The organism is uncultured Devosia sp. (assembly GCF_964244875.1).
In the GTDB taxonomy this organism is placed as follows: Bacteria; Pseudomonadota; Alphaproteobacteria; order Rhizobiales; family Devosiaceae; genus Devosia.
Map to the genome: position 1 here is coordinate 110063 of NZ_CAXTKA010000002.1, position 12553 is coordinate 122615.

Here is a 12553-nt window from a genome sequence, read left to right on the forward strand (position 1 = left end):
GTTCGTCATAGTATTCATCGTGTCAAGACACTATATAATCAGATATTTGTACTTCTATCCACATAGCAAATTACTATCCTGAATTGCATTTCAGGAAACACATGCATAAATCTGCTTTGTCGCTGCCATTCGCTGCATCAATTCACGGCGAACCCCGCGTCGATTGGCATAGAGATGCCGTTGATCATGGCGGCTTGGTCGCTCAGCAGGAACAGGATGACCGCAGCCACCTCCTCGGGTTCGACGAACCGCCCGAGCGGCATGCGGGCCAGCATGGGGGCAGCTTTTGCCGGATCGCTCCAGGCCTTGACCGCCATCGGCGTCAGGGTGATCGCGGGATTGACGCAGTTGACGCGAATGGCGTGGCGGCCCAGTTCGTTGGCCATCACCCGGCTCATGGCGTCCAGCGCGCCCTTGCTGGCGCAATAGGCGGCATGATCGGCCCAGCCCATCCACGCCGCATTGCTGGAGACGTTGACGATGGCGCCACCAAGGCCCCTGGCGATATGGTCCCTGGCATATTCCTGCGCCAGGATCATCGGCGCTCGCAGATTGACGGCCATTACCGCTTCGAGACTTTCCACACGGGTCTCGAGAAACGGCTCCAAGGTGGTAGTTCCGGCATTGTTGACCAGGAAATCGACCGGCATGGCGGCTCGTGCCGCAGCGCGGGTCGCCTCGGCGTCGCCGAGATCGAGGACGATCGGCGTGCAGTCGATCTGGGCGGCGAGGCTATCGAGATCGGCTTTCGTGCGGCTCATGGCCACCACATGGGCGCCCGAGCGCGCCAGCAGCAAGGCCGTGGCACGGCCAATGCCCTTGCCGGCGCCGGTGACCAAAACCGTCTTGCCCTCAAGCGACATGGCTGACCTGCGTGGTCACGGCGCTGGCCGACGCGCCCAGGATAAAGCTGGAGCAGCGGCTGCCCAGCATCATCGCGGGAGCCGCCGTATTGCCGGAATTGATGGTTGGGCAGACCGACATATCGGCCACGCGCAGGTTGTCGATGCCGCGCACCTTCATCTGCGCGTCGAGGACGGCCAGGCTATCGCCGTCGGGTCCCATGCGGCAGGTGCCGGCGGGGTGGTAATTGGTCTTGACCATGTGCTTGCAGTGCATTGCCAGCGCCTCGTCGCCGAGGTCGGCCGGATCGGGGCGCAGGATCGTGTCCACCCGCGCGCCGAGCGGACCGTTCTGGAAGGCACGGAGAAAAAAGCGCTGGCCGGCGATCATGGTCGCCATGTCGTCGGGATGCTTGAGCAGGTGCGGCGAGACGATCGGCATGTCGGCCGGATCGGCGGACCGCAATGCGACAAAGCCACGCGATTTTGGCTTGGTGACCACCGTCGTCACGGTCACGCCATGGGTCGGATCGATCAGCTTGAGCAGGTCCCGGTCCAGATAGACGAAGGGGACGCAGAAAGCCTGGATGGTCGGTTCGGCGTCGGGGTCGATCGGGTTGACGAAGGCTCCGGCCTCGACGCCGGCCGAGGTGACCATGCCGGTGCCAAAGGCCTTGAACTGCAGGCCGTGCATCAGCATGCGCCAGCCATCGGTGTGGCCGAAATAGCCGTAGGGCCCGTTGAAATGCGCCAGGATCGGCACTTCGGGGTGATCGATCAGGTTCTGGCCAACGCCGGGCGCATCCAGCACGACGTCGATGCCGTGCGCGCGCAGTTGCTCGGCCGGCCCGATGCCCGACAGCATCAGCACCTTCGGCGTCACGAGGGCGCCCGAGCAGATTATGACTTCCCCCGCCGAGCCCACCGTGTGTTCGCCGCCGGCATCGGCATAGACGACGCCGGTCGCACGCTCGTTCTCGATGGTGATGCGCTGCACGGCAGCGTTGAGCTTGACGGTCAGGAGCGGGTTTTTCATCAGCGGTTCGATGAAGGCGTAGGCTGCGCTCGAGCGTTTGCCGCGCCGGTTCATGAACTGGTAGAAGCCGACCCCGGTCTGCGCCGGGCCGTTGAAATCGGGCGTGAACGGCACGCCGAGCCCCTGCATGGATTGCACGAACCAGCGCGATACATCATCGATATGGCCGGGGTCCGAGACGAGCAGCGGCCCGCTGTCATTATGTCGCTCGTCAAAGAACCGGTTATTGCCTTCCATGGCGCGGAAGTGCGGCAGCACCTGCTCCCAATCCCAGCGGATACCGGCATTGTTGCCGCGCAGCAGTTCGTCCCAGGACGCATAGTCCGACGGGCGGCCGCGCATATAGACCTGGGCGTTGACCGAGGTGCCGCCGCCCAGGACATTGCCCTGGCTGATCTCGTGCACGCGCCCGTCCAGATGCTCCTGGGGCGTGGTCGCGTGATAGCGCATGAACTTGCTGCCATTGATCATCTTGAAGATGCCCGGCGGCATGTCGAGCAGGGGATGGTGATGGGAGTGGCCGGCTTCCAGCAGCAGGACGCGCCGCCCCGCTTCCACGAGGCGCGCCGCAACCACGCAGCCTGAAGCGCCGCCACCTACCACGATATGATCGAATTCCTGCGTCACGCCCAGTGATCCTCCCATCCACCTGCCTCTGTTGAAGTCAGGTGGTCTCGAACGTGCCCCGCACATATTCCCAGGCCGCGCCCAGATGGCCGCGCAGCGCCTGTTCGGCCGCATCCGGGTCGCGCTCCACGATGGCCTGGCAAATGGTGCGATGGCTGAGGTAATTGACCCGGTTGCGCTCCGGCGCCCGCGGCATGCGCTCCCAATGGGGGCGAAGCCAGGCGGTAAAAGCGCGGTGGATCGCGGGCATGACCGGGTTGTTGGGCAACTCGTACAGCGCCGCGTGAAACGCCATATCGGTCAGATAGAACGCCGCGGAATTGCCGATGGCGGCTTCGTTGGCAGCGAGAGCCAGGCGAAGCTTGTCGATGTCGTGCTTGCGCGCATACAGCGCCGCATGGCGCACCAGTGCCGCTTCGAGGAAAACGCGGGTGTCGTAGAGGTTCTTGACCCCGCCGGCCTGGCCCAGCAATTGGGCAACCACCCCGCCCAGCGCAGACAGCGCAGCATCATAATCGGGCCGGCGCACGACCGGGCGAAAGCGTGGTCGCGTCTCGATCAGGCCCCTGCCCGCCAGTCGCGCAACGGCTTCGCGCGCCACGGTGCGGCTCACCCCGAATTCGGCCATCAGATCGCGCTCGGCCGGAAGGAAGCTGCCATCGGGCAATTGTCCCGAGCCGATCCTGGCTTCAAGCTGGCTCACCACGGCATCGGCCGCCCGGCTGCCCGGTTCAAACCCGTGTTCGTCCAGATCATCGACTTTGCCCAGCACGCTTGTCTCCTCTCGGCCAGTTCAACCAAATTTGCGCCAAAGCGCAATCCCTAAAGTTTTTGGTCGTACCAAATATGGAGATAACGTGGCGATGAGCACATCTGGCTTGACTTGGCGACAAAGCTGACAAACTTTGGTCCGATTAAATCTGGGTGGGTATTGCAACATGCTGCAGCACATTCTTTCGGAGCTGACCGGGACCGGAGCGTTTCGCGGGCAGATGTTTATCGATGGCCGCTGGACAGATGGCAGTGCGCGCGACGTGTTCGAGGTCGAAAATCCGGCGAACGAGCGCATTATCGGCACCATTCCCCAAGGCACCGCGGAGGACGCCGCCGAGGCGCTAGCGGCCGCCCGCAAGGCGCAACCGGCCTGGGCGGCCTTGCCGCCCTATGAACGCGCCAAGTTCCTCGTCGCGCTCGCCGATGCCGTGCGAGCCAATGACGGCGTCCTGGCGCGCATCGTCGTTGCCGAACAGGGCAAGCCGCTGAATCAGGCCATGGGCGAGATCGGCGCGACGGAAACCTTCTTGCGCTACGCGGCGGAAAGCGCCCGGCGGATCGAGGGCGATATCTTTCCTTCCGACGTACCCAATGAGGAAGTGTGGATCCGCCGGGTGCCGCATGGCGTAGTCGTGGGCTTGACGGCATGGAATTTTCCGGCGGCGCTGGCCGCCCGCAAGCTGGGTCCGGCGCTGGTAGCGGGCAATACCTTCGTGCTCAAGGCGCACGAGTTCACCCCGTTTTCCGGCATTGCGCTGGCAGCGCTGGCCCAGGCCGTGGGGTTTCCCCCCGGCGTGTTCAACGTGGTGACCGGGGCCGGCCGGACCGCGGGCGAAGCGCTGGTTACCGATCCGCGGTCGGACCTGATCACCATGACCGGCAGCACGCGAGCGGGGAAGGAAATCTATCGCGCCGGCGCCGACCAGATCAAGGTGCTGCGCCTTGAGCTGGGCGGCAAGGCGCCGTTCATCGTCATGGAAGACGCCGACATCGACGCAGCCGCGGACAGCGCGGTGGCCGCCCGGTTCGGCAATTGCGGGCAGATCTGCACCTGCAACGAGCGCATGTACCTGCACGAGAAAATCGCCGAGGAATTTCTCGACAAGCTGGTGGCGCGGACCCAGCGCCTGCGCGTCGGCGATCCCCTGTCCAACGCCGATATCGGGCCGAAAATCAGCGCGCCCGAACGCGACAAGGTCGATGCGATCGTGCGCGAAAGCATTGCCGCCGGCGCTGAAATCCGGCTGCAGGGCGGCGCGCTGCGTGATGGCCATTACGCCAAGGGGCATTGGTATGCGCCCACCATCCTCAAGGTGCGCGACAACAGCGTACCGGCGATGCGCCAGGAAATCTTCGGGCCCGTTATCCCGGCCATGACGGTCGGCAGTTTCGAGGAGGCGCTGGCGCTGGCCAATGACAGCGAATACGGGCTGTCGGCCTATGTCTATTCACAAAACTTCAAGCGGCTGATGCGCTCGGCCGAGGCGCTGGCCTTCGGCGAGATCTATGTGAACCGCAGCAGCGGGGAACTGGTGCAGGGCTTTCATACCGGCTGGGGCCAGTCAGGGCTGGGCGGGGAAGACGGCAAGTATGGTCTCGACGGCTATTTCCGCAAGAAAACCATGTATGTGAACTGGTCTTGAGGCGGCAATGACCCGGATCGAAAGCGTCGAACCGCAATTGTTTCGTGTGCCGCTGCCGAAGGTGATGACCGATGCCAAGCACGGGGCGCACACCCATTTCGAGCTGATCACCGTGACCGTTCGCACTGAGGATGGCATCGAGGGTACGGGCTATACCTATACCGGCGGCCGGGGTGGAAGGGCCATCCTCGCGCTGATCGAGCAGGACCTCATCCCCTTGCTCATCGGGCGGGATGCCGCCGGGATCGAGGCTATCCATGATGCCATGTGGTGGCACATCCACTATGTCGGGCGGGGTGGCGTCACCAGCTTTGCCATGTCGGCCGTCGACATCGCGCTGTGGGATCTGAAGGGCAAGCGCGAAAATCTGCCGCTCTGGAAACTGGCCGGTGGTGCCGGGTCGACGGCAAAGGCCTATCGGGGCGGCATCGATCTCAACGACACGCTCGAGGAGCTATTGGCGAGCATCGAGGGTTATCGGTCGGCGGGCTTTACCGCGGTCAAGATCAAGGTGGGCAAGGATGACCTGGATGAAGACGTCGAGCGGGTGCGTGCCGTCCGGCAATTGATCGGGGCCGGCATGCCGTTCATGGTCGACGCCAATTATGCGCTCGACGTGCCCCGCGCCATCGCAGCTGCCACGGCGTTCAAACCGTTCGACCTGCTATGGTTCGAGGAGCCGATCGTTGCTGACGACTATGCGGGCTATGCCCAGATTGCCGAAGTTACCGGCATGCCACTGGCGATGGGCGAGAACCTGCACACCATTCACGAATTCGAATATGCCTTTGCCCAGTCAAAGCTGGCCTATGTCCAGCCCGATGCCTCAAATTGCGGCGGTATAACGGGTTTCCTGCGGGTGGCGCTACTGTCCCGCCAAGCGGGCATTCCCGTGTGCAGCCACGGCATGCAGGAGCTGCATGTGAGCCTGGTGGCGGCCCAGCCCAATGCCGGCTGGGTCGAAGCGCACAGCTTCGACATCGACACCTATACCACAAGGCCCCTGCGCCTGCAGGACGGACTGGCAGTGGCGCCCGACACGCCTGGCATCGGGGTGGAATTTGATTGGGCCAAGCTGCGCAAAGCGATCTGACGCAAGGGCCCTGTGGCCAGTCCATCGGGTTGGAGGCGGCGATCGTGGAAAGAATTGATTTTGTTATCGTCACGCCGCAAGCGCGAACGGTATATGGTCGGGATCCTGCGTGCCACAGAAGCGGCACGGGCTCGTGGCGCCTTGGAGCGACGAGCAATTCCGTTTTTCGACAATGAGGTTCCTTGCATGGCTTTGAACGTTCTTTTCATTGGTGGCACCGGCCAGATTTCCTATCCCTGCGTCGAGCTTGCGGTTCGCCAAGGTCATGCAGTGAGCGTCTACAATCGCGGAAAAAGGGCGGACGCACTGCCAGCGGGCGTCACCTCGATCGTCGGCGATCTTGCGGCGCCGGACTATGCCGACCTGGCCAAGGCGAACTACGACGTCGTGTGCCAGTTCATTGCCTTCACGCCCGACCAGATCGCGCGCGACATCGAGGTGTTTTCAGGCCATTGCGGGCAGTACATCTTCATCTCGTCGGCTTCGGTTTATGAAAAGCCGGCGCGCCACTACGTGATCACCGAGAAGACTCCGGCGATCAATCCCTATTGGGCCTATAGCCAGGCCAAAATCGCCTGCGAAGACCTGCTCATGACGGCAGACGCGCTGGCCTGGACGATCGTCCGCCCAAGCCATACCGTGCGGACGGGCTTGCCGATCATGATGGGCGACAGCGATATCATGGCGCGACGGATGCTGGATGGCGAGCCGACGATCGTGGCCGGAGACGGCAGTACGCCCTGGACGCTGACGCGTTCGGTGGATTTCGCGGTGCCGTTTGTCGGGCTGTTCGGCAAGGCGGCGGCACTCAAGGACATCTTTCACATCACCAACGACCGGGCCCATACCTGGAACGATATCCAGAAAGCAATCGCGGCCCTGCTCGGCGTCGAAGCCAGGATCGTGCATGTTCCCACCGATACCCTGATCCGCTACAATCCGGACTGGATCGGGCCCCTGGTGGGGGACAAGGCCTGGACGGCGATCTTTGACAATTCCAAGGTCAAGGGAGTGGCCGGGGACTTTACCTGCGCCGAAAGCCTCGAGGACATTCTAGCCGAGCCAATAGTGCACCTCAAACAGCGCTTGGCCGCGAACCGTCCGCCAAAGGGCGATTTCGACGCCTTGGTCGATCGCATCTGCCAGGCGCAATCCGCCCTCGGATAGGCCAGCACATTCGCGGTCGCATTGCCGGGGAAAGCCCGTCCGACCAGCTCAAACGATCGGCAGCGCCTTGGTTTTGCCGCTCAGGCGCGCGCCGATCGACAACGCGGCGGGGAAGAACCGGACCGTGTTGCGCATCATCGCCGCGCTATGCGGAAAGATTGCCAGCCGCGCGAGGATTGCCGCAGCGTGAATACGGGTGGCGAACTGGCGGTGCCAGAGCCTGGTGTAGGCGGCACCGGCTGCCGCTCGGCCATCGGCATCCCAGACGGGCACCTGTCGCAACTGCTCGGCCAGGAGCCAGCCCGATTGCAGCGCCATGGAAATGCCCTCGGCGATGATGGGATGCGACTCGCCGGCAATATTGCCGACCCGGAAGATGCCGTCCTGATATTGTTGGCGGATGCCGGGGCGGATCGGCCCGGCCGCCAGCCATTCGCCATGCAGCGCGGCACGACCGATTGCCGCTTTGGCGGCGGGACAGGACGACAGGATGTGCCGGTGTACCACCTCGGCGGCCGACAGGCCGGGATGGTCGGCGCGCAGGCGCGCCAGCCGATCGCGCCGCATGCAGCACGACAGCGACAGCCGCCCCCCGTCAGCCCACACCATGCCGCCATAGCCCCCGGGAAATACCAGCAGCGGCATCAGTTCGGCGGGCAACGTCGCCCCGATGAAATGCGCCTTGAAGCCCAGAAAATCATGCGGCTGGTGGCGTTTTTGCAGGTTGGTGGCAAGTCGACCTGGCTCCCACGACCCGTGGGCGGCGATTATGACCGGGGCGCTCAGCACCTGTTGCTGAGCTCCATTTTCGATACGCACCATGGACAGGTCGTCAGCCTGGACGATCTCGACCGCCCGCCACGGCTGCAACACGGCAACGCCGGCACTCCGGGCCGCATGCAGCAGCAGACCATCGAGCACATCGCGCCCCAGCGCCCGGCCAAAGCCATTGCCATTGGCCTTGGGCATCGGTGCGTCCAATCCGGGACCCGCGGCGAACAGCGCCAATCGGGTGACTTCCGGCCCGGCCAGGTCACGAAACGCGGGACCGACGCCGAGCGTGTCGAGCAATGCCAGATTGACCGCCGAGATGAACTCGCCGCAGACCTTGCGCCGCGGAAAGCCCGCCCGTTCGATGAGGGCGACCGCGCGTCCCTGCCGCGCCAGGGCCAGCGCGGCCGAGGCTCCGCCGGGGCCGCCGCCGATGATGATGGCATCGTAGGTCATCGGTGCGCTCCCGCATGCACGGCTGCAAACACATGCGTAAAGGGCCCTGCCCGATGCTCGTCCAGGCGCCGCCCGGCGCAATCGGGCCAGGCCAGCGACAATTCGCGACCGGCAAATCCGGCGCGCACACTGGCCGCAGCATCGTGCAGGGTGACATCGTTGACCCCGAAGAGGCGCAGGAAATGGGTACCCCACAATGCCAGCGCGTTGCGGCGCGGCTCGGTGGCCAGAAAGACCGGGGCCAGGGCCGGCATCGCTGCCAGCAACCGGGTCAGCATGCCACCTTCAAAATGATGCAGGAACAGGTTCGCCGATACGGCATTGAAGACTCCGGCCTCCGCGCGGCCGATCCAGTCGAACACATCGGCGGTAATGGTTTTGACGCGCCAACCCAAGGCGGAAAACTGCGCAATGCGGCGCTGCGTGATCAGATTGGCCTGATCGAGCAAGACCAGATCGACATCGCCATAGCGGCGCCCCAGCCGCCGCGCGACTGCAAGCATGAACGAGCCGTCGCCGGCGCCGATCTCGAGCAGGCGCAGCCTGCCGGGTTGAAGATGTTTGCGGAACTGCGCAGCCATGATGGCACTTTGAAACATCAATGCATTGACCAGCACCAGATCGCGCCGCGAGCCGACGGCGCGCGGATCGTCTGCGGGCAGGCTGTCGAGCTGTTCGGGCGTCAGTTGCCGCACTGCCAAGCTGGGCGTCATCAATGCGCTGCGTCCGCTGTATGGAACAGCATGGTTTCGGCGGTGAGGCCCGGGCCAAAGGCCATGGCACAGCCACGCTGGTCGGCCTGGCGATCGGCCAGCATGGCGCTCAGCACGAACATGACCGTGGCCGAGCTCATATTGCCATTGGCGCGCAGCACTTCGCGCGAGGGTGCCAGCGCCTCCTCGGGCAGGCTCAGCGCCCGCTCCACCGCATCGAGCACCGAACGTCCGCCCGGATGGACTGCCCACAGATCAATTTCGGCGACCGGTTGGTCACGCAGGATTTCCCTTGCCTTGGCGCCCAGCACGTCATGGATGGCGGACGGCACCTGGCCGGACAGCACCATGTCGAAGCCATCGTCGCGCACGCTCCAGGTCATCAGATCGCGGCTGTCCGGGGCGACGATGGCGTGGAAACTATCGAGGGCCATGCCGCTCGGTTCGGCACTGACGATCGAGGCCGCGCAGCCGTCGCCCCAAAGGCAAAACGACAGCAGCTTTTCCAGATCGGTGGTTTCCTTGAGGTGCAGCGTGCACAGCTCGATATTGACCACGAGGACGCGGGCCGCGGGCTCCGAGCGAATGATATGGCGGGCCTGCTTGAGCGCGTTGATCGCCGCATAGCACCCCATGAAACCGATGATGGTGCGCTCGATGCCGCTCGAGAGGCCGCAGCGAGCGATGATTTCCAGGTCCATGCCCGGCGCCGAGAACCCGGTGCAGGTGGTGACGATCAGATGGGTGATCGCGCTCTTGTCCTGCCCGAGCAAAACTTCGCTGACGGCGCGCTCGGCCAGGATTGGCGCGGTGGCCGCGAACATGTCCATGCGCTTGGCGGTTCCCGGGAACGCGCCCCGGGTGAACACGCCTTCGGCGTCGGCACTGCCGACCTCGGCGTCGGCGGCGGGGACGAAGCAGGAAAAGCGGTGCTCGATGCCACCCTTGTCGGCCATGCGGTTGAAAATGGCGCGGCGGCGCGGATCTTGGGCCAGCAGCGTTCCGGCAAAGTCGATAAAGAAGCGATGCACGTCATTGTCCGGCACGGCGGTGGCGACGCGATTGAGGTAAGCTTTTACGGGCATGTTCGGTAACGGCTTTCCAGAGCGGCCAAGAACTGGCCTGGTATCGGTGCGGCGCAAGGACAGCCTTTACCACGCACCAGTGCTCAACCAAGCCGATACCACTAAGTTCCGTGCCGGCTGGCTCGAGCCAATGCTTGTGTGCCGCTGCGAAGAGACGTCCGAGCTGCCAGAAATCGGCCCGGTTGCATAGGCCAGGGTGGTTCGTCCCGTCAGGGCCCATGGACCCGCCTGGCTGAAACGGCTGTACGCCACGGAGGAACTGCCGCTCCGCAGCGCCGTTAGGCTGCCGGTAGAGGATATGTCGTGAGCAGCATGCAGCGAAATTATCGACGGGCCGGCCTGGAAACGCCGGTTTGCAATGCCGTGACCGTAGGCATCGAGACCGAAGACGGTCAGGTCCGGGCGGCAGTTTGGTGGGATGCCAAGGCCGGCGTCGAGGCGGGCGAGCAACAGCATCTCCTAGTGAGCGACGCCCTGGCTGCGGCAGAGGCGGCACGAGCTTTGCACGGGTTCGACGAGATCGTCGTCGTCTTGCAAAGCGACGACCTGTGGGATCCCGCCTGGGGCACCCTCGACGATGCCAGCCGGGAGCCGATGGGCGACATCGCTTCAAGCGATCTGTCGGACGAGGAGGCGTTCGCGCTTGCTGCCGGGATCGAAGCCGAGCGGGACGCCTGAATGATAACGCCGCCGCTTTGTTCATTTCTGACCATGAGCGCGAAAAAAAAGGTCTTGGTAACGCGCGGCTGCCAGCATAGTGCGCAGGGTCGCAGCAAAACCTTGGACATACGACAATGACGATAGCGCAATCGTGCGACGGATGCCGGAGCGGCGAACCGTTTCCCATCGATTTCACCATGGCGTTCCAGCCGATCATCGATAGTGCGAGCAACAGCATTTGGGGCTATGAAGCGCTGGTCCGCGGCCGCAATGGCGAGGGTGCGGGCACGGTGCTGGCGGCGGTCAACGACGAGAACCGCTATCGGTTCGACCAGGCTTGCCGGGTCAAGGCGATCGAACTGGCCGGCGCCCGCATGCCGGCGGGATCGAGGGCAAAGCTGTCGATCAATTTCATGCCCAATGCGGTTTATGAGCCGGCCGCCTGCATCCGGGCATCACTGGCCGCGGCGGCGCGGAGCAATTTCGATCCCAAGCGACTCATGTTCGAATTTACCGAGAACGAGCGCATGGGCGACACCGAGCACGTCAAGACGATCGTCGATAGTTACAAAAAGATGGGTTTCACGACGGCGCTGGACGATTTCGGCGCGGGATATGCAGGCCTTGGGCTGCTGGCTAAGTTCCGGCCCGACGTGCTCAAGATCGACATGGAGCTCATTCGCGGCATCGTTGCATCGCCCGCCCGGCAAGCCATCGTCAAGGCCATCGTCGGCATCGGCCGCGATCTGGAAATAACGGTTCTGGCAGAAGGGGTTGAGGAGGCATCCGAACTGGCGATCCTGCAACGCGCCGGCGTACATCTGTTCCAGGGATACCTGTTCGCCCGGCCGCAACTGGAGACATTCGTCGCCGCGGCGCAGATTCCGAGATTCGGGGCGCCGGCCTGAGCTTTTAGCAGCAAATGCTGGTACAATAGGTCTGCAGTCGTACAGTGCGCTGAAAGCGTCGTCCTGGGGTGTTACCGTCATGCGTGGCGGGAGATTTTCACATGGCACAGCACCATGCCTTCGAGTTCAGCCTTCAGCTTTTCGAACGCGAGCGATCCGGCAGCCTGTCGTTGCGGCCCGAAGTGCAGCGCACCATTGCCCCGACGCCGGAAGATGCGGCGCAGAAGTTGTTGCACGAACATCTGCGGCCCCTGGGCAATCCCCACAGCGTGCGTGCCAAGACCTGGCGGGTCGCACCGGACGGCAAGGTGCTGGTGACGATGCTGTATCGTTGAGTTTGGAAGTATCATGAGTAAGCAGTTTCGCGTGGTGGACTGCCGGACCACCGTGGTCGGACCGGCCGAGATCATCGTCAATGCCGATACCGCCGAGCACGCGGCGCGGCTGGCGCTTGGGGAAGATCTGGTGCGCGGCAGCCAGCAATCGCGCACCTTGAGGGCCCGGGTATATTCCCAAGGCGTCGGGGCGCTGACCATGGTCAGGCTCTATAAGCGGGGCGGTGCAGCCGCCGAGGAGCCGAGTTCCACACACTGAAATTGCATTGCATTTGATGCGCATTGGCGACGTTAACGCTAACATCGCGCTGCGCTGGCCTCCGGTTAAAAATGCTTTAACACAGACCATGAGCTCGACGGGATGCCGTCGAGAACGCCCACATAGCGAGGGAGCAACGCTTCCAGCCGCAACTGGCGTTGCTTCCTCGGCCACCTTCCAAAAT

At 63.7% G+C, this 12553-nt stretch carries 13 protein-coding genes; 7 read left to right on the forward strand and 6 right to left on the reverse strand.

Translation table 11 applies throughout. The annotated features are described in order from the left end of the window. Window positions 1–137: 137 nt before the first annotated feature. Genes ACFE8X_RS02990 through ACFE8X_RS03000 form a run of 3 tightly spaced genes read right to left on the reverse strand, consistent with a single transcriptional unit; the run spans window position 138 to window position 3277 of the window. Entirely contained in the window at window positions 138–863 is a 726-nt protein-coding gene (locus tag ACFE8X_RS02990) for an SDR family oxidoreductase (protein ID WP_375449968.1), read from the reverse strand. Beyond that, entirely contained in the window at window positions 853–2505 is a 1653-nt protein-coding gene (locus tag ACFE8X_RS02995) for a GMC family oxidoreductase (protein ID WP_375449969.1), read from the reverse strand. The genes ACFE8X_RS02990 and ACFE8X_RS02995 overlap by 11 nt, the downstream gene beginning before the upstream one ends. Window positions 2506–2542: 37 nt before the next feature. Beyond that, a complete protein-coding gene (locus tag ACFE8X_RS03000) occupies window positions 2543–3277 on the reverse strand; it encodes an FCD domain-containing protein (RefSeq protein ID WP_375449970.1) in 735 nt (244 codons plus the stop codon). A 166-nt stretch (window positions 3278–3443) separates the two neighbouring features. Here ACFE8X_RS03000 and ACFE8X_RS03005 point away from each other — a divergent pair, with 166 nt between their 5' ends. From ACFE8X_RS03005 to ACFE8X_RS03015, 3 genes are all read left to right on the forward strand, one after another. Next, window positions 3444–4922, forward strand: coding sequence for an aldehyde dehydrogenase family protein (locus tag ACFE8X_RS03005; RefSeq protein WP_375449971.1), 1479 nt, complete (start codon window positions 3444–3446; stop codon window positions 4920–4922). A gap of 7 nt (window positions 4923–4929) precedes the next feature. Beyond that, entirely contained in the window at window positions 4930–6015 is a 1086-nt protein-coding gene (locus ACFE8X_RS03010) for a mandelate racemase/muconate lactonizing enzyme family protein (RefSeq protein WP_375449972.1), read from the forward strand. A gap of 186 nt (window positions 6016–6201) precedes the next feature. Continuing rightward, window positions 6202–7182: an SDR family oxidoreductase gene (locus ACFE8X_RS03015; protein WP_375449973.1), complete on the forward strand. Its 981-nt coding sequence runs from the start codon at window positions 6202–6204 to the stop codon at window positions 7180–7182. A gap of 48 nt (window positions 7183–7230) precedes the next feature. On the opposite strand, the gene ACFE8X_RS03020 is transcribed toward ACFE8X_RS03015, so the two are convergent. From ACFE8X_RS03020 to ACFE8X_RS03030, 3 genes are read right to left on the reverse strand one after another with little or no spacing between them, the layout of a single operon-like run. Continuing rightward, entirely contained in the window at window positions 7231–8409 is a 1179-nt protein-coding gene (locus tag ACFE8X_RS03020; protein ID WP_375449974.1) for an NAD(P)/FAD-dependent oxidoreductase, read from the reverse strand. Continuing rightward, window positions 8406–9122: a hypothetical protein gene (locus ACFE8X_RS03025; protein ID WP_375449975.1), complete on the reverse strand. Its 717-nt coding sequence runs from the start codon at window positions 9120–9122 to the stop codon at window positions 8406–8408. Before ACFE8X_RS03025 ends, ACFE8X_RS03020 begins: the two co-directional genes overlap by 4 nt. Next, complete coding sequence (locus ACFE8X_RS03030; protein WP_375449976.1) at window positions 9122–10207, reverse strand: type III polyketide synthase; 1086 nt, start codon at window positions 10205–10207, stop codon at window positions 9122–9124. Before ACFE8X_RS03030 ends, ACFE8X_RS03025 begins: the two co-directional genes overlap by 1 nt. A gap of 303 nt (window positions 10208–10510) precedes the next feature. Between ACFE8X_RS03030 and ACFE8X_RS03035 the strand changes: the two genes are divergently transcribed. From ACFE8X_RS03035 to ACFE8X_RS03050, 4 genes are all read left to right on the forward strand, one after another. Next, entirely contained in the window at window positions 10511–10885 is a 375-nt protein-coding gene (locus ACFE8X_RS03035) for a hypothetical protein (RefSeq protein ID WP_375449977.1), read from the forward strand. A gap of 116 nt (window positions 10886–11001) precedes the next feature. Beyond that, on the forward strand, window positions 11002–11775 hold the full coding sequence (locus ACFE8X_RS03040) for an EAL domain-containing protein (protein WP_375449978.1): 774 nt from the start codon (window positions 11002–11004) through the stop codon (window positions 11773–11775). 101 nt (window positions 11776–11876) lie between these two features. Then, window positions 11877–12110 (forward strand): hypothetical protein, encoded by a 234-nt coding sequence (locus ACFE8X_RS03045; RefSeq protein ID WP_375449979.1) that lies wholly within the window; start codon window positions 11877–11879, stop codon window positions 12108–12110. 13 nt (window positions 12111–12123) lie between these two features. Next, window positions 12124–12369, forward strand: coding sequence for a hypothetical protein (locus ACFE8X_RS03050; protein WP_375449980.1), 246 nt, complete (start codon window positions 12124–12126; stop codon window positions 12367–12369). Window positions 12370–12553: the final 184 nt, after the last annotated feature.